The 25702-nt window shown below is 49.9% G+C and carries 24 protein-coding genes; 5 read left to right on the top strand and 19 right to left on the bottom strand.

Going from position 1 to position 25702, the window contains the following annotated elements:
* Positions 1-33: 33 nt before the first annotated feature.
* Entirely contained in the window at positions 34-321 is a 288-nt protein-coding gene (locus BUB81_RS15450; RefSeq protein WP_073324235.1) for a YebG family protein, read from the top strand.
* 115 nt (positions 322-436) lie between these two features.
* Here the strand turns inward: BUB81_RS15450 and BUB81_RS15445 are convergent, their stop codons facing one another.
* The 5 genes from BUB81_RS15445 to BUB81_RS15425 all read right to left on the bottom strand — a co-directional run bounded on the left by BUB81_RS15445 (position 437) and on the right by BUB81_RS15425 (position 7253).
* On the bottom strand, positions 437-2017 hold the full coding sequence (locus tag BUB81_RS15445; protein WP_073324234.1) for a methyl-accepting chemotaxis protein: 1581 nt from the start codon (positions 2015-2017) through the stop codon (positions 437-439).
* A gap of 327 nt (positions 2018-2344) precedes the next feature.
* Positions 2345-3433, bottom strand: coding sequence for a methyl-accepting chemotaxis protein (locus tag BUB81_RS15440; RefSeq protein WP_073324233.1), 1089 nt, complete (start codon positions 3431-3433; stop codon positions 2345-2347).
* Positions 3434-3540: 107 nt separating this feature from the next.
* Entirely contained in the window at positions 3541-4542 is a 1002-nt protein-coding gene (locus BUB81_RS15435; protein WP_073324232.1) for a LacI family DNA-binding transcriptional regulator, read from the bottom strand.
* 15 nt (positions 4543-4557) lie between these two features.
* Entirely contained in the window at positions 4558-5895 is a 1338-nt protein-coding gene (locus tag BUB81_RS15430; protein ID WP_073324231.1) for a glycoside-pentoside-hexuronide (GPH):cation symporter, read from the bottom strand.
* A 5-nt stretch (positions 5896-5900) separates the two neighbouring features.
* Positions 5901-7253 carry a GH1 family beta-glucosidase gene (locus tag BUB81_RS15425; RefSeq protein WP_073324230.1) on the bottom strand — a complete coding sequence of 451 codons (1353 nt, stop codon included), beginning with the start codon at positions 7251-7253 and terminating at the stop codon, positions 5901-5903.
* A 746-nt stretch (positions 7254-7999) separates the two neighbouring features.
* On the opposite strand from BUB81_RS15425, the gene BUB81_RS15415 reads away from it, so the two are divergent.
* Together BUB81_RS15415 and BUB81_RS15410 are read left to right on the top strand one after the other, a co-directional pair.
* The gene (locus BUB81_RS15415; protein ID WP_139241603.1) at positions 8000-9241 is read left to right on the top strand and encodes a sugar MFS transporter; all 1242 of its coding nucleotides are present in this window, start codon (positions 8000-8002) and stop codon (positions 9239-9241) included.
* A gap of 2 nt (positions 9242-9243) precedes the next feature.
* Entirely contained in the window at positions 9244-11751 is a 2508-nt protein-coding gene (locus BUB81_RS15410) for a glycoside hydrolase family 3 protein (RefSeq protein ID WP_073324228.1), read from the top strand.
* A 68-nt stretch (positions 11752-11819) separates the two neighbouring features.
* Here the strand turns inward: BUB81_RS15410 and BUB81_RS15405 are convergent, their stop codons facing one another.
* The 7 genes from BUB81_RS15405 to BUB81_RS15375 form a co-directional block, all read right to left on the bottom strand.
* On the bottom strand, positions 11820-12260 hold the full coding sequence (locus tag BUB81_RS15405; protein ID WP_073324227.1) for a protein tyrosine phosphatase family protein: 441 nt from the start codon (positions 12258-12260) through the stop codon (positions 11820-11822).
* A complete protein-coding gene (locus BUB81_RS15400) occupies positions 12260-13015 on the bottom strand; it encodes a sulfite exporter TauE/SafE family protein (RefSeq protein WP_073324226.1) in 756 nt (251 codons plus the stop codon). The genes BUB81_RS15405 and BUB81_RS15400 overlap by 1 nt, the downstream gene beginning before the upstream one ends.
* A 2-nt stretch (positions 13016-13017) precedes the next feature.
* Positions 13018-13887 carry an MBL fold metallo-hydrolase gene (locus BUB81_RS15395; protein WP_073324225.1) on the bottom strand — a complete coding sequence of 290 codons (870 nt, stop codon included), beginning with the start codon at positions 13885-13887 and terminating at the stop codon, positions 13018-13020.
* A gap of 154 nt (positions 13888-14041) precedes the next feature.
* The gene (locus BUB81_RS15390; protein ID WP_073324224.1) at positions 14042-14719 is read right to left on the bottom strand and encodes a GNA1162 family protein; all 678 of its coding nucleotides are present in this window, start codon (positions 14717-14719) and stop codon (positions 14042-14044) included.
* Entirely contained in the window at positions 14716-15084 is a 369-nt protein-coding gene (locus BUB81_RS15385) for a DUF4810 domain-containing protein (protein ID WP_073324223.1), read from the bottom strand. The genes BUB81_RS15390 and BUB81_RS15385 overlap by 4 nt, the downstream gene beginning before the upstream one ends.
* The gene (locus BUB81_RS15380) at positions 15081-15404 is read right to left on the bottom strand and encodes a hypothetical protein (RefSeq protein WP_073324222.1); all 324 of its coding nucleotides are present in this window, start codon (positions 15402-15404) and stop codon (positions 15081-15083) included. The genes BUB81_RS15385 and BUB81_RS15380 overlap by 4 nt, the downstream gene beginning before the upstream one ends.
* Complete coding sequence (locus BUB81_RS15375; RefSeq protein ID WP_073324221.1) at positions 15401-16366, bottom strand: CsgG/HfaB family protein; 966 nt, start codon at positions 16364-16366, stop codon at positions 15401-15403. Before BUB81_RS15375 ends, BUB81_RS15380 begins: the two co-directional genes overlap by 4 nt.
* A 162-nt stretch (positions 16367-16528) precedes the next feature.
* Here BUB81_RS15375 and BUB81_RS15370 point away from each other — a divergent pair, with 162 nt between their 5' ends.
* Both BUB81_RS15370 and BUB81_RS15365 read left to right on the top strand, forming a co-directional pair.
* Complete coding sequence (locus BUB81_RS15370; protein WP_073324220.1) at positions 16529-16903, top strand: VOC family protein; 375 nt, start codon at positions 16529-16531, stop codon at positions 16901-16903.
* A 94-nt stretch (positions 16904-16997) separates the two neighbouring features.
* Positions 16998-17324, top strand: a complete 327-nt coding sequence (locus BUB81_RS15365; protein WP_073324219.1) for a YkgJ family cysteine cluster protein — start codon at positions 16998-17000, stop codon at positions 17322-17324.
* Positions 17325-17338: 14 nt separating this feature from the next.
* On the opposite strand, the gene BUB81_RS15360 is transcribed toward BUB81_RS15365, so the two are convergent.
* From BUB81_RS15360 to BUB81_RS15330, 7 genes are all read right to left on the bottom strand, one after another.
* Positions 17339-18838: an ATP-binding cassette domain-containing protein gene (locus tag BUB81_RS15360; RefSeq protein ID WP_073324218.1), complete on the bottom strand. Its 1500-nt coding sequence runs from the start codon at positions 18836-18838 to the stop codon at positions 17339-17341.
* A complete protein-coding gene (locus BUB81_RS15355) occupies positions 18835-20454 on the bottom strand; it encodes an ATP-binding cassette domain-containing protein (RefSeq protein WP_073324217.1) in 1620 nt (539 codons plus the stop codon). Before BUB81_RS15355 ends, BUB81_RS15360 begins: the two co-directional genes overlap by 4 nt.
* The gene (cydX, locus tag BUB81_RS15350; protein WP_073324216.1) at positions 20451-20564 is read right to left on the bottom strand and encodes a cytochrome bd-I oxidase subunit CydX; all 114 of its coding nucleotides are present in this window, start codon (positions 20562-20564) and stop codon (positions 20451-20453) included. The genes BUB81_RS15355 and cydX overlap by 4 nt, the downstream gene beginning before the upstream one ends.
* Before the next feature lie 11 nt (positions 20565-20575).
* Positions 20576-21712, bottom strand: a complete 1137-nt coding sequence (gene cydB / locus BUB81_RS15345; protein ID WP_073324215.1) for a cytochrome d ubiquinol oxidase subunit II — start codon at positions 21710-21712, stop codon at positions 20576-20578.
* On the bottom strand, positions 21709-23283 hold the full coding sequence (locus BUB81_RS15340) for a cytochrome ubiquinol oxidase subunit I (RefSeq protein WP_073324214.1): 1575 nt from the start codon (positions 23281-23283) through the stop codon (positions 21709-21711). The genes cydB and BUB81_RS15340 overlap by 4 nt, the downstream gene beginning before the upstream one ends.
* 449 nt (positions 23284-23732) lie before the next feature.
* Positions 23733-24314, bottom strand: coding sequence for a Tll0287-like domain-containing protein (locus BUB81_RS15335; protein ID WP_073324213.1), 582 nt, complete (start codon positions 24312-24314; stop codon positions 23733-23735).
* Positions 24304-25593 (bottom strand): NAD(P)/FAD-dependent oxidoreductase, encoded by a 1290-nt coding sequence (locus BUB81_RS15330; protein WP_073324212.1) that lies wholly within the window; start codon positions 25591-25593, stop codon positions 24304-24306. The genes BUB81_RS15335 and BUB81_RS15330 overlap by 11 nt, the downstream gene beginning before the upstream one ends.
* Between the last annotated feature and the right edge of the window lie 109 nt (positions 25594-25702).

The following is a 25702-nucleotide window of genomic DNA, read 5'->3' as shown; positions in this document are numbered from 1 at the left end:
TGACAAGGTATTTCACAACAACGGAGTTTTACCATGGCTATCACAACACAATATGTGGTCTCGCACAAAGGGGTAGAAAAGTTGGTTACTACCGATAAAAAAGAAGCCGATCAGTACGATAAGATGCTGGACGTTGCCGACAACCTGGCGGTATATATTCAGGCGAAAGGCATAAAATTAAGTGACGACATTGCCGAAGATTTGTCGATCATGCTGGCAAAGAACAAAGACAACCTTGCCAAGCTACTCAAAGGCACAACCGCAGACAGCATTTTGTCCCAGGAAGGCGCTGATGTAGTAAAGCTAAAGGCTAACGGCTAGTTTATAAAAGGCGCTAGCCGCGCAGCAAGATTAGTCATTGAGAGTCAGGCTCGGCACTGTGGAAACAGTGCCGCCTTCTACTCTTTGAATTACTAACAATAGCGTATAGCGACTGCTAGCCTATTTCGCCTTTGAAGTTAAAGCGTTTAATAACGCCGTTTACATCACCAATTGTCGCGTGCAGGCGTTCACTGGCGGCAAGAGAAGCTTCGGAACTACGCTGCGTGTCGGCTGCACCGTCAGCAATTTCAACAACCTGTTGGTTGATATGCTCAGCCACAGAGCTCTGCTCTTCTACTGCCGCAGACATTTCCATAGTCATTTCACTGATGCCTTTAACGGCCGTGTTAATTTCAGACAAGGCGCGCCGTGTCTCTTCGACAATTTCAGCACCTTGTTGTGCTGACTCAAGGCCTCGTGTAGACACCGTAACAGCGCGTTCACTGCGACTTGCCAATACCTGGATAATGTCGTGAATCTTGTCGGTTGATTCGCGGGTTTTAGATGCCAGAGCCCGAACTTCGTCGGCAACCACAGCGAACCCTCGCCCTTGCTCGCCTGCACGAGCAGCTTCAATAGCGGCATTCAGGGCCAACAAATTAGTTTGGTCGGCAATGGAAGAAATAATACTTGCAGCTTCCCCAATATCACTGGTTGACTGCGCTAATTCCGTAACCGTCTTTGAAATAGATTCGACCACTTCTTTCAATTCAACGATGGCCGCGGCGGCAGACTCTGCTTTCTGATTCCCGGTATTTACATTGCTGGCTGCTGTTTTTGCGCTTTCCGCATTGTTTTCTACCCGTTCTGCCACTTCCTGAATAGACTGCGACATTTGTGTCACCGCAGAGGCAATCTGTTGCGTGGCCTGATTCTGCTGCACCACCGCAGAACTGGTGCGCTCCGCTTGTTGATGGGTCGTATTGGCAATTTCCTCCAACCCGCTGGCCGAATCTTTTATCCGGGTCAACGCGGTGCGGCTTCTTGCTAATTCGCAGCCTAGCACCAATTTGCCTCTGGCTACGGCCCCAAAATCACTAAAATAAGTTTGTGACACCACGGGGCTGTCATAGGAGTCCGGGCTAAGTGAAATTAATGCTTCCCAGTCACTCTCCGTCGCTTTGAACTGCCAGAATGCCATTATGACAAGTACAACAGCGGTCGCGACCGCTGGCATCCACCCCGCCATAAAAGCAAGAAACGCGACCAGTGGAATGCCAGGGACCCAGTACATACTGAATTTCTTGATGAAGTAGCTATACAGCTCCGATGCAGGGGCAGCAGATTTACCTTCCAGAATACGGGCGTAACGCGAACTGGCTCGGGCAATTTCATGTTCCAGAGCTGGCACACGCACAGACTCATACCCTGCAATTCGATCTCCCTCATAAACCGGTGTTACGAAAGCGGATACCCAGTAATGGTCACCATTCTTACGACGGTTTTTCACCAGGCCCATCCAGATGCGACCCGCTTGCAGCGTTTGCCACATTTCTTTAAACACGCCCGGTGGCATATCCGGGTGCCGCACCAAATTGTGGTTCTTACCAATCAGCTCTTCTCGCGAATAGCCACTGACTTCGACAAATTCCTCATTGCAGTGAGTAATAATCCCGCGCTCGTCCGTGGCGGAAATCAATCTGTACTCTTTTGGAAATTTATACTCCCGTTGCGTGACGGGCTGATTATTACGCATACTGTACTTGCTCCATTTCAATCCAAAGCACCAGAGTGCTCTATTTCACAGAATGGTTTTCACCGAAAATCTGTGCACCGCAAAGATAGGCAATGAGCGGAATTATCATATGTTTATACTAAAGTAGACCAAGCTTTAAGATTTCGGCAACTTCTGTGGGGATATTTAAGAGTAAATTCGTAATAAATCGGATAAGCAGGAAATTAAAAGGTCTACGACGCAAAACAGCACCTTGAAGGTGCCGTTTTAAGTCCGAATCACGAAGGGTTACAGGATCATTTCTGCATTATTTCATGCAGACGCCCTCAGACCATGAAGATTATTATTCTAGTTACTCAGCTCAGTCCCAATTTGGTCGAGCAAAGTCGCAACCTGGCGACTCGCCTCTTCCATAGAAGCCAGCGCACTTTCACATGCCTGAGTATCCTGTTGTAATGAAGCCCGCACAGCTTGCACACCGAAGCGATGAACGGAAGCATGCGGTGCATCCAGGCGTTTAAAAGCATCGAGTTTGCCAGCAGGCAAGTGATTGTTTTCGCTGTACCATTTACCCAGGCGGCAACTGGTATGGTCGGAAAAGTCCTCAGCAGACTTAGACGTGCGTCCACAAATCACGGCATACACTTCCGACTTCCACACTACATGATCCAGCTTAACGGTCTGAATAAATGTTTGTGCACTGGCACCACGAATAGCAGCTTCCATGACGTCACAATGCGACACCATTTCATCGTAGTTGCCGTTTAAGCGGGTAACACCTTCGGCCAGATGTGTATTGTTTTGCTGAAGTTCAGACACCGACGATACAGCCTTCTGAGTAGACTGAATGATACTCTTCACCAGCTCTGACACTTCATTGGCAGACTGATTAGTTTCATTTGCCAGCGACCGTACTTCATCGGCAACAACACTGAAACCTCGTCCGGCATCACCTGCACGTGCAGCTTCAATTGCGGCGTTCAGTGCCAGAAGGTTTGTTTGATCAGAAATACTGGTAATCGTAGATACAAACTTATTAATGTTGTCAGCGGTTTCCGACAAGCCCTCAATGCTGGTACTCATCGTATTCATCATCTCATTCAATCCGGCCATATCGTCAATGATTTGCTGCAATGATTCTGATGACTCAGAGAACAAACGCTGGTTATCGGCAAGACTGTCTGTTTGCGCGGAAACCTGATGGTAAGACGCCAATACGGTTTCGCGGATCCCTTCGACCTGACACAACGAATCCAACAGGCTACCGATAACGCCTTGTTCGCTGTTGTCTGCTTCCTGAGCAGCGGCCAGCTCTTGTCTTAACTGGTGGTTTTCAGCTTCCAGTGCGGCAACACGTTCTGCTAACTGAGACTGTTCTTTTTGTAGCGCTGAGACTTTCTGCAAAGCGCTGTCGTGAGTTGAGCGGGATACAAACACAGAGTAGGCTCCTTCTGTGGGGGCATATTATTATTAATGTGTATTACTGACCTTATCGGCAGCAATCCCGGTTAGCATAGCGCTATTAGGTGAAAAAAAGCCAGTCACTATTCAGGGCTACTTGTCGTACCTCTCAGAATTAACCGTGGCTCTACAACGTGAGTGAACTCATGACTACCTTTTCCATAAACCCGGTCAAGCACCCAATGTGCAGCCATAGTGCCAATTTGCGTCACCGGATAATCAATCGTAGTTAGCCCAGGCGACAAATAGCTCGCAAAGTCCACGTTATCGAAACCGATTACCGAGACGTCTTCAGGCACTCGTTTACCCATTTCGCGCAGCGCGTTCATAGCGCCCGACGCCATTTCATCGTTTGCGCAGGCAACGGCTGAAAACGGTTTTCCCCGCGCCATTAACGCCCGAATGCCTTCTGCACCTGATTTGGCCTGGAAATTCCCTTCATACATAAGAGACTCGTCGTACTCAATACCGGCACTTCCCAGAGCCTGCTTGTGGCCCGTCAGTCGATTTATACCATCAGCTTTAAATAACGACCCCGCAATATAAGCAATGTCGGTATGACCAATATCCAGTAAATGCCGTGCGGCCAGGTAGCCCCCTTTAACGTTTTCCAAACTAATACAATTGTCGTCAATTTCAGCGATATAGCGGTTTACCACGACAAGTTTTACACCCTGTTGAACCAGGTTTACAAGGTAGTCATCGCTTACGGCTTCAACATGAAGAATTAATGCATCGCAGCGGCGGCTTAACAAAGCCTCTATCTGGGCTTTCTCGATGGTTTCGTCTGAGTGTCCGGTAGCAATCAGCATGTGTTTGCGCGCAGCCCGTAAGGCCTGCTCGGTCCCTCCCATCATTGCGCCAAAAAAGGAGCCGTGTAACTCTGGCACCACATAACCAATGGTGTTGGTTTTATTGGAAGCTAAAGATGCTGCAACCACATTATGCCGATAACCCAACTCTTCCATGGCCGCGACCACAAGTTTACGGGTCTTTTCTTTTACGGTGCCGGTATCATTAATGACACGCGAGACGGTTGCAGACGATACCCCTGCTTTTTCACTTACCTGTTTTATGGTTACCATGTTTGTTCACTGTTTCTAATGTGTTGCGCTCAGGCGCGCTGCCTGAATTTGTTGCTGTGCTGCTTCTACTCGTTGTGTGTCTAATGTATACCAGCGCATAATTATGACAACCAAAACTGACATTAGCGCGGGTAAAATACAAAATGAGAAGGCTATCCCGTTGCTGACCTGCTCAGTAACAGAACCTGCTTCATAACCGTAGAACGCCAGTAGCCAACCGGACATTGCACTCCCCAAAGCCACACCAACTTTGATGAAGAACACGATAGTAGAAAAGGTGACACCGGTTAATCTCACCCCCGTTTGTGCTTCGCCATAATCGGTCACATCGGCCATTTTCGCCCACAAAAGCGGTGACGACATTTGCAATAAGAACCCCCATACGAAATGCACCGCTAAAGCCACTAGCCACAGATTCACAGGGATAAAGAAATTTACCAGACAGGCCGCACCGGCGCCGAGTTGAAGCAGAATATACAGACGGATTTTACCCAGTCGTTTGGCAAGGGGATGCGCAAACGCACAACCAATCAGGCCACCCACCATGCCAATGGTAACAAACAGGGTGACATCTTCAGGGCGATTCAGCACGTATTTGACGTAGTAAATTGTCAGAGAGTTTCGCAGCAGGATACCGGTCAGTAATACCACGCTCACCAAGCACAATATTCTGCACTGATCGTTACGCCAGACCGACTTCAGTTGTGCAATCAACGGCATGGACAAGGGTTTTTCTGGCTTGAGGCGTTCCTGAGTGCCAGCAAAGCAAAGTAAAAACAAACACATGCCAACCACGCCCATCACCAGCATAGTCAGCTGATAACCTTTGGCGTCGTCACCTTCGCCTAAATAGCCAACCAACGGCAATGTAAATGACGACACGATAAGACCGCCAATCATAGCGAAAATGAATCGGTAAGATTGCACTGAAACCCGTTCGTCGGGATCAGACGTTATTACGCCGCCCAGTGCGGAATAGGGAATATTAATGGCGGTATACATCAACATGAGGGCAATGTAGCTTGTAACGGCGTACATAAGCTTACCCTGGTAGTCGGTGTCAGGTGTGGTAAACGCCAGCACGCTGATAATAGCAAACGGCAGGGCCAGCCAAAGCAGGTAGGGGCGGTATGACCCCCAACGGGTTCGGGTGCGATCTGCCAGTGAGCCCATGAGCGGATCGGTAACAGCGTCTATTAAACGAACCAGCAGGAACATACTGCCTACTGTTGCCGGGTTCAAGCCAACGATATCGGTGTAGTAATAGGTCAGAAAGAGCATCACCGTCTGAAAGATAAAGTTACTCGCCGTATCACCCAGTCCATAAGCAACTTTTTCTTTCACACTGATCATACTAGTCACATTTCCCCGTTTGACGCTTTACGCCGCGTTAACCATCGCTGAAGCGCCAAAGCGCTGCGTTTAGGAATACGCTGTTGCGTGTCGTAGTCGACATACACAATACCGAACCGCTTAAGATAGCCCTCAGCCCATTCGAAATTGTCCAGTAAACTCCACACAAAATACGCGGTCACATCAACCCCAGCTTCCATTGCTTCAGCCACCGCGTTCATATGATCCTGCAGATACTGAACGCGAACAGGGTCGTCTACCTCGCCGTTTATAAGTGCGTCATCACAGGCCATGCCATTTTCGGTGATTTGCACTGGTGGTAAATCATAATCACGGTGCAGCTGTAATAGCAAGTCCCTTAAAGCATTAGGAAAAATTTCCCAACCCATGGCAGAAACCGGGGCGTCTGCTGCGGGAGGGAGGATTCTGAAACCGTCATGACTACAAGCTGCTACGAATGAACGGGTATAATAGTTTACGCCCAGGTAATCCAGCGGCGCATTGATTAACGCCAGGTCGCCATCGTGAATGTCTGGTTTCTCATTCTCGGGCAGGGTATGCAGAATATCGGGATAGCAACCTGTAAGTACCGGTTTCACATACCAGTCGTTGTGATGGTCATGTGCCAGTTTAGCCGCAGCCGCGTCGGCTTCAGAGGCCGTAGACGCATAGTAAGGCGTAAAGTTTAGTACAATACCGCTTGTCACATCCGGTGCATTCCTACGCAACACCTGCATGGCCATGCCGTGTGCGAGCAGTAAGTGATGAGCCGCTTTTTTTCCAAACTGTTTGCCCACCTTGCCTGGCGCATGCACACCAATTTCATACCCCAAATACGCACTGCAAAATGGTTCGTTTAGGGTTGCGTAACAATCCACATAACCGTTAAATGCCTTGCTGACTACATCTACATACTCGGCGAATGCCAGAGCCGTTTCACGGTTAAGCCACCCGCCTTTATCTTCAAGATACTGCGGTAAATCCCAGTGGTATAGGGTTACGTAGGCTTTTAGTCCTTTGTCTTTCAGCGCTTTCAACAAATCCACATAGAACGCAAGCCCCGTCTGATTGACACTGCCGCACGCTTTCATTATTCGCGGCCAGCTGACAGAAAACCGGTAAGCGTCAAACCCCAGTGAAGACACCAACTCAATATCGTCCTGCCAACGATGAATATGGTCACAAGCAACATTGCCATCCGAGCCATCCTTCACCGCCCCCGGCGTGGCACAGAATGTATCCCAAATACTCGCTTCCCGGCCGTCTCTGGCGCCTTCTATCTGAAATGAAGACGTCGCTACACCGACAGGAAACAGATTGGAGTTTAGCCGTTGATTTATAGTAAGATTTTTAGTCATTGAGGAGCGCCTTACACACCAGTCTGGCATTCTTTCGAAGCAACTGAGAGTCAAAAAACGAAGTAAACTAATCGTGTCACAAGACCAATTGTAAGCGCTTTCATTAAATATACAAGTTATTTACAATTCACTGTAGCCTGAATACTGAAGTAGAGAATGCGAACTGCTAAGGCTTTATTAATTTCAACCAAAATGCCAACTCGAGTCCCACGCCAATACCGATAACAATATAAGAACCCTCACTAAATCCGAGGGTATAGCAAGCCAACGCACCAAACAGGCACGCAAACAAGACAATCCACCGTTTCATGCTCAAAACCAACGTAACTATTAACGTAAATGGAGTATGAAACGATTGATAATGTCTGTCTTTGACATTTTGTAACAGCACGTTACTTTTGCACTCGTTTGATCGAAAAATTTCCATACATATCAATACTGTAAGCGCTATCATTAAAGACAACACCGGCAAGCCAAAATAGCTGCACCACTTTTTATAAAGCACTCGTAAAAATTAAAAAATAAATTAAAAATCAGTATATTAAAAAAATATCAATCAGAAAGCGGTACCGGTTGAGCAACATAAAAATGCGAGGCTATTTCAATTTGAAGGGAAATTTCACACACAAAATGTAAGCGCTTGCATTTTTATAAAATCGCCCTATACTCAACCAACAAAATATTAACATTCCATCTCACCACCCCAAGAGATCGGGCTTCGTAAGTTGCAAACAAGGCGCACAATTATGTCTATGCCATCGGCGTCAGCCACAACCGGAACATCTGCTCCGCTCACTATGTCAACGCTTGTGAGTCTCACATCATTGTTTTTTATGTGGGGGTTCATTACCGCCATGAACGATATTTTGATCCCACACCTTAAAGCCCTGTTCGAACTCAATTTTACTCAGGCTATGTTGGTGCAATTTTGCTTTTTCGGCGCATACTTTCTGGTGTCTGTTCCCGCAGGCAAACTGGTTAGCAAAGTAGGTTACAAGCAAGGCATTATCACCGGTTTATTAGCCGCCGCGGTGGGCTGCCTCATGTTTATTCCCTCAGCGAAACTGGCGCAATACTGGATGTTTTTGCTGGCATTATTTGTACTGGCAGGTGGCATAACGATACTGCAAGTCGCGGCGAACCCATTGGTCACTATTATGGGTAACCCCAATACCGCTTCCAGCCGTCTAACCATGACCCAGGCGTTTAATTCTTTGGGAACCACCATCGCGCCGATTATCGGTGGGGTTCTGATCTTCTCAGCTCACACCGCCACCAATGCTCAGGCCGATGCAGAGTCTGTAATCGTGCCCTACCTGGCACTGGCTATCGTGTTGGCTGTAATGGCATTGCTCACGCGTCGCCTGGCGTTACCCGCAGAAGCCCAACCCGCTCAGTTAGAAGACAGGCAGGCCAGCTCTGTACTGCATCACCGCCACCTGAAGTTTGGTGTTATTGGCATTTTTGTGTATGTGGGTGCGGAAGTGTCGATTGGCAGCTTCCTGGTAAACTATTTTGGTTCTGCCCATGTGCTCTCCATGCCGGAAAGTCAGGCAGCCGCTTACATTGCTTATTACTGGGGTGGTGCAATGGTAGGCCGATTTATTGGCGCAGCGTTAATGCAGCGAATTCAACCCGGTGTTTTACTCGGCTTTAACAGCCTGGCTTCTGTTGTTCTCATTGTGACGTCCGTGCTCACAAATGGCGATATCGCAATGTGGTCAATGCTGGCCGTCGGTTTGTGTAACTCGATCATGTTCCCAACAATCTTTAGTCTTGCACTGAAAGGATTGGGTGAACAAACCGCAAAAGCATCGGGCTTGTTGTGTCTGGCTATCGTTGGCGGTGCGCTAATTCCTTTGTTGCAGGGTGTCCTGGCTGACACACTGGGATTAACTCTGTCATTTTTACTACCTGCTATTTGCTATCTGTACATCGGATTTTATGGCCTGAAAGGCGCTAAGCCCGACTTACAGACTGGAGAATAACCATGCAATACCGATTAGCTACTTCAGTTGCAGCAGCCCTGGGGGCCTTATTGTTGGGGGCTTGTTCAAGTAACCCTGAAGCAACATCAACGACAAACAACGCAGCCGTACCAGATTACTGGCCAAGCATTCAGTCACCCATCGCTAAATCAGACGAGGTTGAGAAGAAAGTCTCTGAGATGTTGGCCACTATGACGGTTAAGCAGAAGGTGGCGCAAATCGTCCAGCCGGAAATTCGCGACGTCACCGTAGAAGATATGCGTGAGTATGGGTTTGGCTCGTATCTCAACGGCGGTGGTTCTTTTCCAAACAACAATAAACATGCTACGCCCGATGAATGGATTGCATTAGCAGAAGCGATGTACCAAGCATCAATAGACGATAGCCTGGATGGCAGCACCATTCCGACCATGTGGGGAACCGACGCAGTTCACGGCCACAATAACGTCATTGGCGCCACGTTGTTCCCTCATAATATCGGTCTTGGGGCAATGCGAGACCCGGCACTGATTGAAAAAATCGCAACCGCGACAGCAAAGGAAGTACGCGTAACGGGGATAGACTGGATATTCGCCCCCACCGTGGCAGCGGCGCGCGACGACCGTTGGGGTCGTACCTACGAGAGTTATTCTGAAGATCCAGAAGTAGTTGGCGCCTATGCAAGAGCGATTGTTACTGGTCTGCAAGGCGATATTAGCGATGGCAACATCGACGACCAGCACGTTGTCTCAACGGTTAAACACTTTGTCGGCGACGGTGGAACCGAACACGGTGACGATCAGGGCAACAACATCGCCGACGAAGAGACGCTGTTTCGCATTCATGCTCAAGGCTATGTCGAAGGTCTTGGTGCAGGCTCGCAGTCAGTAATGGCATCGTTCAATAGCTGGCATGGTGAAAAACTTCACGGCAATAAGTACTTACTCACCGACGTGCTCAAAGACAAAATGGGTTTCGATGGTTTCGTAGTAGGTGACTGGAACGGGCATGGTCAGATTGAAGGCTGCTCTAACGATAACTGTCCGCAGGCGCTGCTTGCTGGCCTGGATGTGTACATGGCACCAACGCCGACCTGGAAGCCCTTGTTCCACAACCTCGTTGCCCAGGTAGAAAGTGGCGAAATCCCGATGTCACGCCTCGACGATGCCGTGCGCCGTGTATTGCGGGTTAAGGTTCGCGTAGGTCTGTTTGATCTTCCTTCACCGGCGAACCGCAGCTTGTCCGGTGACAAATCGATTATCGGGCATCCTGAGCACCGCGCCATCGCGCGCGAAGCGGTGCGTAAATCGCTGGTCATGCTGAAAAATAATGACCACCTGCTGCCACTTGAACCAAACAGCAAGGTACTGGTTGCCGGCGATGGCGCGCATAACATCGGCAAACAATCGGGCGGGTGGACAATCACCTGGCAAGGCACAGGCAATGAAAACAGCGACTTCCCAGGCGCATCGTCTATTTATCAGGGAATCCGGCAGGCAGTGAGTGCAGCCGGCGGTAGCGCAGTGCTTAGCGTTGACGGTAGCTACGATGAGAAGCCTGACGTCGCTATTGTTGTATTCGGAGAGAACCCTTACGCAGAGGGGAATGGTGACATTGCCAATGTTGAGTATCAACGCGGTGAGAAGTCGGACTTAGCGTTACTTAAAAAGCTAAAAGCTGACGGTATTCCGGTTGTAGGCGTGTTCATCACCGGCAGACCTCTATGGGTGAACCCGGAAATTAATGCAACCGACGCGTTTGTTGTTGCATGGCTGCCTGGCTCTGAAGGACAAGGTGTCGCCGACGTTTTGTTCACCAATGAAAACGGTGAAATTGCTTACCCTATGCAGGGCAAGTTGTCGTTTACCTGGCCAGCAACACCTTACCAGAACCCCATTAATCGAGGCGACGGCAAAACGCCACAATTCGAATATGGTTATGGTCTGACTTACGCCGACAACACAAACTTACCCATGCTGAACGAAACCGTTGAGGCAGACAGTAGCGAAGCCGCCGACCATGTAATTTTCCAACAGAGTGTACAGCCACCTTGGCAGCTCGTGGCCCGTGTCAATGATGAAACCGGTACTATGAACAGCAGTGTGCTTACCGTTGGTGACATGGCTATCCGTACTGCCGACAGGCATGTTCAGGAAGATACCCTGTTAATGCAGTTTGGGGAAACACCTGCAACGGTAGCGTTCTTCGCTCCTTTCCCGGTGGATTTACTCGACTTCACGACTCCAAATTCAGCACTGGCATTTGATGTTAAATTGCAATCTGGTACCGGCATTCAGGCCGGGATTGCATGTGGCGATAACTGTGCAGGCATGGTGCAACTGGGCGACTTTATGGTCGATTCTAACGAATGGCAGGCCGTGGAGATCCCAACCAAATGCCTCATTGAAGCAGGTGCAAACTTAAAAGAAGTGTATGCGTCCCTGCAGCTTAGCGTGAAAGGCCAGGCTCAACTATCGGTTTCAAACCTGCGCTTAACACAGCACGGTAAGCCGACCACGCACTGCCCTTAGGTTTTCATGTGCCCGGTGGCTTGAGCAACGATTGCCTGGCCACCCTCCAAACGTAGCGGCAGTCTTTTTCAGGCTGCCGCTTTTTTATTATTCAATGGTTCACAGTTTGCCAGCAAGGGAGCCACATCAATGCCTGCCTGAACCAATTGCTGTTGCAACCACACCTTATTCACCCCGGCTTTGCATTTAGCCAATGCCCATAAATGCGCCGCCCTGGTTCCTGTGCGACACAGGCCATGAACAGCGCCATCACAGGAAGCCAGCACACTGGCAAAGGCCGCAATTTTATCGTCTGGGTAGTCACCGCTTGTTACCGGAATAAAGGCATAGGTAAGCCCCGCTTTTTCAGCCATTGCCGCCAATGCTGTATCGTTAGTTTGCCCGGCACATTCGTTATCTGGCCGCACATTAATAAGCAGTGTTGCGCCCTTAGCAGCCAGGTTGTTAATTGCGTTTTGGTCCAGTGGTCCTGAGACGCTGAACTCTGCGGTGATTGTATTAACCGGCATTAGATACCTCCAATAGCTGAAAAGAAAATGCTGAGTCCCATCACTACCAACAACGCGCCGAAACCGCGTTTAAGCTGATGTTGAGGAAGTGCAGCAGCCAAACGTACGCCAAATACAGACCCGACTGCGCCTACCCCAGCCATCACCGCTATCAGCAGCCAGTCGTAAGGAAGCTCACTCGATTGCCAAAACAACCAGGAGTATTTGCTAAAGCCGACGATAGATTGCATAACAATAATTGCCAGGCTGGTGCCTATTGCCTGTCGCATTGATACACCCGCCGTCGCCAACAGAGCTGGCACAATTAGGAATCCGCCGCCCACCCCAACAAACCCGGCAACGCTGCCAACACAGATAGCGACGACACTGAGCTTAAACACGCTAATACCTGTGATTGTATTGGGCTTGTAGGGGCGCAACATAAAACCGCTGGCCAACAGCATAACAACAGCAAACACAGCGAGTTGGGTTGTACCGGAGACATACTGCGATGTCATTGCGCCCAGATAGGTACCCGCCATACTCGGTAACCCGAACCACCCTACTTTTGGCCAGTCGATTAGTCCCTCACGGTGCAACCTCATTGCGCCTGTCGCTGCAATGCAGCCAACGATCAGCAGGGACTCGGCAATCGCCACTTTCGGTGGCCGACCTATGACGTAAGTCAGTAGTGGCACTGTCAGAATGGAACCGCCCGAGCCCAGAATGCCAAGGCTAAGGCCAATCACACTGGCCCCAAGTAAGATCGCTAGCATCGCTACTTACTCACAGTCAGCGGTATTTTCAGATAGTGTTTGCCGTTGTCTTCTGCTGGCGGAAGCTGCCCTGCGCGAATATTTACCTGTATGGCCGGCAGCAGCAATTTTGGGACTGCCAGACCAGCATCACGCTTTTCACGCATAGTCACATAATCAGCCTGACTCACGCCGTCTTTCACATGAATGTTGCTTCTGCGCTGTTCAAACACGGAGGTTTCCCACTTGAACGCGTCACGGTTAGGGCTTTTGTAATCATGCCCTACAAACATGCGAGTTGACTCTGGTAGCGCCAGTATCTTGCGAATCGACTGATACAGGGTATTGGCACTGCCGTTGGGAAAATCCGCTCGTGCGGTGCCGTAGTCCGGCATAAACAGGGTGTCGCCAACAAACACGGCATCTTCTATGTAATAGGAAACGCAAGCCGGTGTGTGACCGGGCGTGTGTAACACTTCAATATCCAAATGGCCGAGACTGATTACCTCACCGTCACCAAATAGCTGATCAAATTGGCTGCCGTCCGAAGGAAAGGTGTCCTCGAGGTTGTAAATGGATTTAAACGTAGACTGAACCCGGCGTATATGTTCACCGATACCAATCAAGCCACCTAATTTTGCTTTTAGGTAAGGTGCTGCGGTCAGGTGATCAGCGTGGGCATGGGTTTCCAGGATCCATTCTGTATTCAAGCCATTTTTGTCAATGAAGCTGACAATTTTGTCAGCAAATTCGCTGGATAATGTGCCCGACGCTGCATCGTAGTCCATCACCGGATCAATGATAGCACAGGCGCTTGTCGCCGGGTCTGCAACCACGTAAGTCACGGTAAACGTGGGTTCGTGAAAAAAAGACGTGATTTGTATTTTACTCATGCTTCACTCTTGCCTGTCAGAAAATAGGGATTTTGCGAATAATCTAAGGCAGGAAGAGCAAGAGGTTTGCCACATTGCTGGCAACGTATTTAAAAAGCAGGTAAGAAACCAGGGCCTGTTTGACTAACAGGCCCTAAGTTACCTGCTGTTTGCGTTAGCGGTTTACCACACGCCCCGTTTGACTCACGGGCTCCTCTCCATCCTGTCGATGGTTCGGGTGGTAAGGTCCAACAGGGAGTTGGCGAATAGCTGCGCCATTTATATCGTGAGCTAAATCGATATATTTCGTAAACGCCGTATTCAGCGCTGTCGCAATAATACTGACTAATAAGTCGTTGGAATTCCCCGATGTTTCGACATTCAGCGTTTGAGCCTGCGACCAGATAGTTTGTGAGGTGGTGGTAGATACCAGTGTAAAATCCAACCCTACAGAGACATTCCCGCCGGTCACATAGTAGCTGGTGTCCCAGCGTACAATCGTCACAAACAATACCGCGTCAGCACCAAACAAATTTTTGAATTGCCCGGTATCAACCTCGCGAAGTTGCGAGCCGTCGGTGATACCCTGCTGCTGAAACAGCTGCTCTACAACCGGAATGGGCATAACATAATATCCTGCTTCCGCTAGCGGAGGTAATACGGTAGTGGCGTACAATACCGGCGCGTCGGCTGCTGTCGTCTGGTTTACTGCGGGCACAACGAGAATACTTTTGACGGCCTCTTCGTACATCAAAGGATAAGCGTCTCGTTTGGAGTATGAGCGCGAAGTCGACTCACATCCTTGCAACACCAGCAATACCAGTACGCCAATGAAGGGGTAAAATTTCTTCATTCCTCACCATCCTTGGGCGCCATCTGTGCACTAAGCCGATTAACCAACGTCGCGGATTCAGGGTACAAAGCAAGCTCTGAGGCCAGATACTGATTCCCCCGACCGGGACGATCATCTTCAAACTCCATTATTGCCAGTTCAATATAAATTCCGGGCGGCACCCGTTTTTCTCGTCGTTCCGATTCTATAATAATGGTCAGTAAACTTTGTTTGAGTTCTGCGCGGGTTTCCGCAGTAGGCGTGCGTTTGTAAGCGTAGGATGCTGCTGAGTAATTGCCAAAATAGTATAGTGAGTGGGTATTCACACACCCACTCAGAACGATTATTGCAATTACCAGAACGGACGATGTTCTGGCTAAGTTCACGGTATGCGCACCTCAAAAACGTTGCCGTTGGAAACGTAAATCTTACGTTTCACCAGAGTTTGCCCGCCTTTGCGCAACTCAACAACATGGGTGCCGCTGCCGACAGAAAATTGTGTGGCCGTCTCGCCATTCAGGCTAAAAGACTCAACGTTATCCAGAGGAATAGGCTGATCATTAATACTCAGACTGTATCCATCCAAATCACCAATGAACTGGATCACAGCCTGGTCATCTACTTGTGTGGCCTGTTGAAACTGACTGCTACAACCCGACAACAAAACAAGCGCTACAATAACGCTAACAAAGAAGTTAAATTTCATAGCGCTGACTCCTCTTCGCGTACGCGATAATCCGTTAATCGTTCGCTGTTCACATTGCCGTTTACCAGGCTGCACAGCGACATCTCATTGTTTCCACTTCCCATAAAGCCAACCACTTCGATAGTGGCAACTTCAGAGGCAGGCAGTTCCATATTCATGCCGGTTTGTGGGTTTTTTACAAGCTTGCCCGGTGTGACTACCGTAAAACGCTGGCCTTTTTCAATGCCCTGAGACTTACCACCGGTCATTAACCACTGGCCATTGTGCTGCCCAACCAAATACGCTTGCCATGGCGCGTCTAACAGGTTTTCCATCACATTGCTTACCAGCTTCGAAATCGCAGCAGATATTGCCCGGTCATCCAGACTGGTGTCGTATCCAGCAGTTTGCCCCACGCCCAGTACCTGGTTAGCTTCGCTCTGCGCCTGGCCTGTCGCCTCCTCGGCATAAACAATTTCACCAGTACGGGTATTGATTAATCGTACATTGACGGTCGCAGTTGCGACCTGAATGCGGTTGCGGCTGAAAACACCCACTTCACTTTCATTGCTGCGGCCAAATTCGGACACGGAGCCCACGATAATATAATCAGCACCCACCTCGTCCAGCGGCTCGCCATCGAGTTTGGCTTCTTTCATTACGTCTTCCATCGCATCGCGTTCTAACATAATGAATTTCTGCGTTGCGGTAAGGCGGCTGGCCAGAATATCAGAAGCCTGTTTACCCAATCGGTTACCTTGTTTGTCGACCAGAAAGTTATTCGCTCTGGTTGTTTCGTCAGAAAACCGCGCAATGGCCACTACGCGCTTCAAACCTAATTGTTCTTCCTGCAATACCGGGCTAATTTGCGGCGCGGGAGCCGGAGTCGGGTTCACAACACCGCGAGTAGCACTGGTACAACCGCCTAATGTTGTTGCAGTTAGCAGACCGGCAATGAACAGCTTATTGGATAACATCCTCATGTCATTTTTCCTATTATTACCAAGTGGATACGTCAATCACGTTAGCACACAGGCGCTAAAGCTAAGAATCGTAATTTGTAAAAAAGTTTAACCTAACGTATATATTTTTTTGCAGCAGTGAGTACTTTACGATGACTATAGTGAAATAAGGGTGAACGGAAGATGAACAATCCCATTGGTTGGTTTGAAATTTATGTCGACGACATGTCACGCGCAAAAACCTTTTATGAAACCGTATTGAACATTAGCCTGACCAGCATGGTCGATCCGGTAGACGGGTTTTCAATGTATGGATTCCCGTCGGATATGGAAAGCTACGGCAGCTCAGGAGCGCTGGTATCGTCCCCAGCAGTAAAAGCCGGCAACAACAGCACTGTGGTGTATTTTTCCTGTGAAGATTGCGCGACAGAAGCGTCACGAGTAGTTGAGGCCGGCGGTGTACTGGAACGCGAAAAATTCGCCATCGGTGAATATGGTTTTGTCAGTCTGGCTAAAGACACCGAAGGCAACCTGATTGGGTTGCACTCATTAAAATAAAACATTGTTATTATTGATTTTATTTTAATTTCCAGAGATCAAATCAGATGGCATAATCCGCTTTTTTACCGTCTTTGGTAGCAACGGAGGAACTATGTTGTCTTGCGTGAATTGTGGCGCTTGTTGCGCAAGTTTTCGCGTGTCTTTTTACTGGTCAGAAGCCGACCCTTTCACGGGCGGAACAGTACCAACTGAGTTAACAGAAAAAATTTCACCTACCCGGGTTGCCATGAAAGGCACCAACCGACCGCAACCGCGTTGCGACGCCCTGCAGGGAGATATTGGGCAACAAGTAGCCTGTGGTATCTATGCCCAGCGTTCTTCAACATGCCGGGAGTTCGAGGCTGGCTCGGCACAGTGCCTGAAAGCCCGTTTTAAACACGGTATAACAACCGACCAGATCCCCATTGTGGCAGCTTGAACGCTGCCACTCTGCTACAGCCTGAGGGTAAGCGCTGGCCTAGTGTGTTCTGGGATCACATGACTGGCAATCACCACGAGTCTGTCTTTAGCACTCGTTTGCAGCACTGACATGATGAGTGAAGCAGCCTCCGAGTCGAGGCCTTCAAACGGCTCATCTACCAGCCACACTGGTCCACCGTGCAACAGTGCTCGCGCAATATTCAGTCGCTTTCGCTCGCCACCCGATAACTGCCTGCCCCCCGGACCTAACCATTCGCCAGGTTCGGATAAGTACGACAACCCCACCGTCACCAATGCATGCTCAAGCTCTGTGTGTCTGAAAGACTGCCCCAAACACAAGTTGTGTTTCAGCGTGGCCGCCATCACCAATGGCTGTTGCTCCAGATACAACCAACCGCTCACCAGCCCAGGGGATAGCACCTGACCCGCGTATGCACGACTTCCACGGCTCGCTTCCAGCCCGGCAATGGCTTGCAATAATTGTGATTTACCTTTGCCGCTGGGACCGGTGACCCACACAAGCCCACGCTCGGGTAACTCTGCACTGATAGCCTGCTCAGGCACGTTAACCGAACCAAACCCAGTTAATACAAGCGACCCGGTACTGGTAGGCAAGGGCAACGTTGCGAGTGAAGAGGCTGGTAAGGCATTTAGCACTTTATGCCCCTGCACCGCTTTGTTCAGAGCAGGTTGGGAATGAAAACTTCGTCCCAGCCAATCTCCGGCACTTAGCAACAGCATTGGCACAATCAGTAACAGAGGCTCTGCAAGTTCAGTGGTTGTAGAGAAGTGCACCAATCCCAGCAAACTAGCTAATAAAAGCAGCCATGCTCCGCCCTGAAACACCCATTGCGCTTGCAAGACGCGTTGCTGTAATAACAAATTCGAGCGCCAGAGTGACGTTGCTTTTGGCAACGCTTGCAGGAATGAATCGCCCGACTTTAAATGCCAGATAGGCGCACTTGAGAGCTGCGCATCAGATTGCGTTCGAAACTTCGCTTCCTGACTGGCAATCTCTACTGCGTAAGTAAGTCCCAACACACATAAAATAACTATTACGCTTAGCCAGATAACAGCCAGAGCAATCGCCCAACCACCCAGTGGCACATGCAACCACCACAAGCTAATACAGGAAACCAACAGCATCATTACTGCTGACGCTTGCTGGGAGACCCAACCCACCCACAGCGCGGCGATGGCCTCGGTGTGGGTTGCCAGCGCCTCAACTTCCTCGCCACGCGAGTTGATTTTTTGCGAGTGCAACCGGGCGAAAAGTGAAATTCGTAATCGTGCCGTTAATCCCAACAGGTGTTTGTGACCCACCCACATATGGGCATAGCCGCTGCCAATGCGCAGCAACGCCAATGCTCTGATCACCACGGCAGGCAACATGTAATTAAACCCGGGCGCAGCAATCGCGCACGCAGCAATAAACCAGGACGATACAATCAGAATAGCCAGACCAGCCAGGCCATGTACCACCGCCAGTAACACCGTAGCAAAGGCCATCATTGCACCGTTACCTCGCCCTCTTTTACTTGCCAATAACGCGTAAACCACGCCGTTGGCAAAGGCTTGTGCGACACCCACAACACAGTTTTTTGTTCAGATAAACGCTGAATGAGCTCACTTATCTGGGAATGTTGCTCGGTAGGCAAATGCGCTGTGGGTTCATCTAGCAGCCACACGGGCGCCTCACTCAACAGCACTCTTGCCAGCGCCAGACGTTGCGCCTGGCCACCGGAAATTGCTGGTGTTTCATGTAAGGGGGTATCCAGTTGCTGTGGCAGTGTGCGTCCCCAATCATCCAGTTCTACTTGCGCCAACACCTGCCAGAGAGCAGAAGTGGTATGGGCTTGTTGATATTCCAGGTTGGCACGCACGCTCATCGGCAACAAAACGGGCTGCTGCGTTAGCAGGGCTACCCTACAAGGCAGCGAATAGCCAGCTTGATACTGGCCTGCCAGGGCTTGTAACAGTATCGTTTTACCACTCCCCGACGGTCCGCTGACAGCAACCTTGTCACCAGGGCGCAGTACTAAATTCGTCGCCGATATCAGCGGTTGTTCATGTCGAAGTGTGAATTGCTGGGGCTCATCAAATACCCTGGCTTTGTTCAAAGCGGCATCCAGAGCCTCATTGGGAATAGCCTCCACCCAGTGCCCCAGGCTGGACTGGGCCGATTCGGCTTCGGCTTTTTGATGATAGTACTGCCCCAGCGCTTTCAGCTCGGAAAACAGCAAAGGTGCAGTAAGCAATAACCAGAGCCCATGGTGCAGGTTGATCACCGGTCCAACTGCGAATTCGCCCAGTAAGGTAAAACCAATAAACACTGCTACCAGCGCAACAGCCACCGTTGAAAAGAAGTCCAATACGGTATTTGATAAAAACGCTACCCCCACGACGCTCATCGTGCGGTCATTTAAGTCGTCACTGGCTTGTTTAAGCAGCGCCAGTTCGCTGTCATGGGCACGGTATGTGGCCAGTAGAGGAAGTGCTTTTAACCTGTCGGTAAACAAACTACCCAGACGGGTCAAGGCGGTAAAATGTTTGCGCTGCTGGGCCGCGGCCCCTTTACCAACCAGCACCATGAACAGCGGAACAATCGGTAGGGTGATCAGCAAACTCAGGCCAATCAGCCAATTCACCATAGACAACCCAGCCAGTGCGATTGTCGGTGCCAGTACCGCTACATATTGCTGTACCTGGTAGTCGTAACGCCAATTCGCCAGGGCGGGTATATGATGCAACCACAAGGATTGCCAGTAATAAGGGCTCTGCTGACTCACCATGGCTAGCTGCCCGATTGCCAGATGGCGTGCAAAACGCACCTCAAGATCTTGCAATAACTGTGTTTTAGCGTCCAGCGTTCGCCGATTCGCTTCGCCCTGAAGCAACCAGGCCAGTAACAATGCAACCGACAAGCCTATCCAGTCAGCCATAGACGGTGCATGGGCCAATACCACCAGCGAGTGCATCATGTGCGCAAACAGCCAGAAGCCAGCAATCATGATCACAATGCGGCAGGTTTTTAACCCCACCAACGTATACAGGGTGCTGCGCGAGGCAACACCCTGTGTTTCTACCGTGGTGCGAAACCAGGTTGCAAGTGTAGGCGTTTCGGTCACGAGTCTTCTTCAGGACGGTCCATGTTTTCAGTTGATTCTAACCACATGGCATTGATGATGCCAAAGGAACAGGCCAGTAAAACCCCTAATATCCAAGTGAAATACCACATAAAAGTACTCCTTAATAAATGGCGTGAGACGAATCAAGGTCGCTGTTTTTCACACGACCGCGCATAACGTAAAACCCATAGGCGGTGTATCCGAGCACAATGGGAACAAAGATACAGGCTACGCCGAACATGATTTTCAGCGTCAGTAAGCTGGATGTCGCATCCCAAACTGTCAGGCTGGCTGCAGGCATAGTCACGCTAGGCATCAGGAACGGGAACATGGAGAACCCGGCTGTCAGAATCACACCAGCCAGCATGACTGAACTGCTAACAAACGCCCAGCCGCCTTTACCGGCTTTTGAGAAGTATGCACAGGCTAATCCACCCAAAATGCCCAGCACCGGTGCGACAGCCATCCACGGATACTTGCCATAATTGTTCATCCAGGCACCCGCTTCCATCACCACTTCTTTCTTAAGCGGGTTAGAGGTTGCGGCGGTATCAACCACAGACGTGATCACGAAGCCGTCTAAACCAAATGCCACCCAGACTCCTGCCAGTGCGAACAATGCAACAGTCGCTAACGATAGGATCACCGATACCGCTCTGGCGCGTACCTGAATGAAGCTGTCGGTTTTCATTTGCAGCCAGGTAGCGCCATGATTAAGCAGCATGGCCACCGACACTAACCCGGTCAACAAAGCAAACGGGGTTAACAAGCCAAAGAAAGACCCGGTATACGTAGCTTTAAGCGTGGGTTCCAGTTCAAAAGGTACACCTAACAGCAGGTTGCCGAACGCCACCCCAAAAATCAGCGACGGGACGACACCTGACACAAATAGCGCCCAGTCCCAGCTAGAACGCCAGCGTTTATCAGGTAGCTTACTGCGGAAATCAAACCCTAACGGGCGCATCCACAGGGCAATCAGCGTTAACGCAAGGGCTAAATAAAACCCGGAAAACGCGGTAGCGTAAATCATCGGCCAGGCCGCAAAAATAGCGCCACCCGCGGTAATAAACCACACCTGGTTGCCATCCCAGTGCGGACCAATGGTGTTAATCATCACCCGGCGTTCGTCGTCGGTTTTACCAATCAGAGTAAGCAGTGCACCTACTCCCAAGTCAAAGCCATCGGTGATGGCAAAGCCAATTAGCAGTACACCAACCAGTACCCACCAAATTACCCGTAGTACTTCATAATCAATCATGCTTTTGCTCCTTCGATATCAAGGCCCATTTCACTGTCCAGAGCAGCTTTGTCTTCCGGCGGTACCGGCCCTTGTTTGGCGTATTTCTTCATTAGATAGAACCCAATAATGAACATGGCGATGTAGAACAGGGTATACGCAACCAATGTTGTCACGACGTCTGACACACTCAAATTTGAGACCGCGGTGTGCACTGGCAGTACTTCGGCAATCGACCAGGGCTGACGACCATACTCAGCCACAAACCAACCAGCTTCTGAGGCAATCCAGGGTAAGGGCAAGCTCCACAACGCGGCCTTTAGCAACCAGCGAGGCTTAGTGATCTGGTGTTTAGTGCTGTAATAGAATGCACAGATAAACAGGGCCAGCATTAAGAAACCGGAAACAACCATCAGGCGGAAGCTGTAAAACAATGGCGCTACCGGCGGAATGCTGTAGTCTACGGCTTTTTCCAGCGCTTCCGGTGTAGGTTGGGTAATGTCATCTGTGAAGGGCTCCAGTAACAAGGCATAACCCAGGTCACCTTTGTTTTGTTCAAACATCGCCAGTTCAGCGTCGCTTGCCGTACCTTCTCGTACCTTGTCTAACTGTTTGTAAGCCTGGACACCAGACAGGATACGCACCCTATGGATCTCTTTTAGATCTTTAAGACCGGTGACTTCTTCATCCAGCGAGCGAGTGGCAATAATACCCATGGCCCAAGGGATCTGGATTGCATAATCCGTGTGCTCGGTGTCATCGTTGGGAATACCAAACAAGGTAAAAGCTGCCGGCGCCTCATGAGTCTCATACTCAGCCTCAACTGCCGCTAGTTTCACTTTCTGTACATCACCCAACTCATAGCCACTCTCGTCGCCCAGCACAATAACCGACAGCACCGACGCCAAACCGAAACTGGCTGCAATAGCGAATGAGCGTCGCGCGAAGGCAATATGTTTGTGTTTTAACAGGTAGTAGCTGGAAATGGCCAGTACGAAAATAGCGCCGGTTACATAACCAGCAGACACGGTATGTACAAACTTAACCTGAGCAACAGGGTTAAAAATCACCTCTGAAAAGCTGGTCATTTCCATGCGCATCGCTTCGGTATTGAACTCGGCACCTATCGGATGTTGCATCCAGCCGTTGGCAATCAGGATCCACAGCGCGGAGAAATTAGACCCTAATGCCACCAGCCAGGTCGCCATCAGGTGCTTCACTTTGGACATCTTGTCCCAGCCAAAGAAAAACAAACCCACGAAGGTCGACTCAAGGAAAAAAGCCATTAGGCCTTCGATAGCCAGCGGTGCACCAAAGATGTCGCCCACGTAATGCGAATAATAAGACCAGTTCATGCCGAACTGGAATTCCATGGTCAGGCCGGTAGCCACACCGATGGCGAAGTTAATACCAAACAGCTTTCCCCAGAACTGGGTCATTTGTTTGTAGATCTCTTTGCCAGTCATCACATACACAGACTCCATGATGGCAAGCAGAAAGGTCATCCCCAGCGTGAGGGGTACAAATATAAAGTGGAACATTGCTGTCAAAGCAAATTGTAACCGCGATAGTTCTATTAACGTATCGCTCATGGGACTCTCTCCTTCGGAAAATTAAAAACGCTTTCTTTACCCGTACAAAGCGCCTGTTAAGGCCGGGGTATCTCGAACAATCGACGTTTCCTCACCAACTGCTCGTACAACATCTAACTCAATACACCACCGCTTTGCATAACCTGCGCCAACCATTAATGAATCTATAAGACCCTGAAAAAGTTAATAAAAAGATGAATGGCGCGCTAAACTTCAGGCACAAACCAGAGATTGCGTTTACCGCAATGACAAAAATGACAATGCGTTGTCAGATGTGTCGTTGCGGTACGCTGCCAGGCAGTGAGAAGAGACTAACCAAGATTGGCGAAGGTGATGTTGACCGTAATCAAAGAGAGCGTGGTAAGTAGGGAGTGATAAGTACTGTGCAGTAAGGCCGATGCTGAACAAGGGCCAGGCTTGCCTGCCCCTTGTTCATAACAAATGCATAGTCAATTGCGCTCAAAGCGCACGGTAAAGGCCCCTCGAAGTTGCCCTGCGTCAAACCCGGTCGCTTGATCCTGGGGGTACTGTGCTTGTAGGGCCTGTTTCACCGCTGGCGTTAAAGAAACGCCATGGCAGTTCAGACAAACAGCTTGGGTTACAATAGGTTGCATGTAGCGCCACTCCGCATACGCTGAACCAGTCTGTGCATGCACGAGTTGTGCAGGAGGCATGCCGCTGTCCAGTGCTTTTTCCATTGCTTTTAGCGCATCCGTTTCCCAGGCATCAGGGGCATTTTCAGGGTTGCGCACTTTTAACGATGTTCGACCAACCTGCCAGCCGTCGACACTGTATTTAGCAGCCAACTCAGGGGCCAGATCTTTACACACCGTAATTCCTTCGGTAAGACCGCCTTGTTTAATTGCCGCCTGTAACGCCTGTTTCAGTTCACCACCCAGTGCCATGGATTTCGATTTGGCCTGGCTGACGAACTCGGCTTCATTCAGTGTATCGGCAAAAGCCATACTCATAATGTTAGAAACGCCTAGGGTGGCGGCGAACACCCATAATTTTGTTGTCTTATTTGTCATGTCCATCCTGCTCCAATCGTTCAATGCCGAGGGCTTTCAACACATACTTTTCGTAGACGGGCTCACTGGTACCGGTTTTCATTTTTCGCATGAAGTATTTCTCGAAGGCAATTTTAGCCAGATGTACCCATTTTCCTTGTTTAAACCAGGTTACATTACGCGGCGGGATCTGCGGCATCGCGACAAATGCTGCGCCAGTGTCTCCCATGTCTGCCAGGCAGATGGCATGCCAGGTCCCCTTGGCCGTGGGAGCCTGATTATCGACAATAATGCGCTTCAGGTTATGCGCAATGGCCGTCATCATGGTTTCAATCATGTAGCCGGTTTTTGGCGTGCCTGTGGGTACCGGCGTGGTTTCAACCGGCGGTATCGCAACGCAAACACCACCTGAAAAAATATTGGGGTATTTCGGTGAGCGCTGGTGCTCATCCGTGATCACAAACCCTTTGGGGTTACACAACCCTTCAACGTTGGCAACTGCAGGAACGCCGCCAAAAGGTGGAATTAGCATGGAATGCCTGAACGCTTCCTCGTAGGTAAAGTCCACTTCGCCTTTGCGATTCAATTCGCTAATGTGCATAACGCCATCTGTGACCTTGTCGACCTGAGCATTGCATATCCACTTTATGTTGCGATTGCGCAGCTCCGATTCCAGCATGGATTTAGAATCGCCCACGCCTCCCAACCCCAAATGGCCAATATAGGGTTCACTGGTAACATAGGTAATCGGCACTTTATGGCGAATTTTCGCGTCGCGCAGGGCTTTGTCCAGAATGAAGGCATATTCGTACGCCGGACCAAAACAACTGGCGCCCTGAAACGCACCAACAATAGCCGGCCCAGGGTTAGCTACCAATTTTTCAAAGTCGCTGTAGCAGTGCTGAGCATGGTCAAGCGTACAAACAGACTGTGTGAAGCCGTCCGGTCCTGCACCTTCAATGGCGTCGAAAGCCAGTCTTGGCCCTGTGGCAATGATTAGATAGTCGTAACTAATTTCTTCGCCTTCCGACGAAATCAGCAGATTAGCTTCTGCATCAATCTTGTCTATTCGTGCGCATTTAAAGCCGATGTGTTTCTTCGACAGGTACTTTTCAATGGGCATGGTTACCGCACTGCTCTCTCGCCAGCCTACCGCCACCCAGGGGTTTGATGGCACAAACCGAAACTCTTCACGCTCATTGACCATCAGTACGTCATGATCTTTACCCAGGGCTTCCTTTACTTCATAGGCTGCGGGCATGCCTCCTGTCCCGGCACCTAACACCACTACTTTTGCCATAGTCGTTCTCTTTGTTTTGTAGGGCCGTGTATGTCTGTTCAGCGTTAACGGCCGGTTAGTTGTTAACACTGTGTTACCAATTATCGTGCCAAACCCGGATTTACTTGCT

It is taken from the genome of Marisediminitalea aggregata (assembly GCF_900129565.1).
GTDB lineage: Bacteria > Pseudomonadota > Gammaproteobacteria > Enterobacterales > Alteromonadaceae > Alteromonas > Alteromonas aggregata.
Note: the sequence above shows the minus strand (reverse complement) of the source record. Positions and strands in the feature narration are given on the sequence as shown.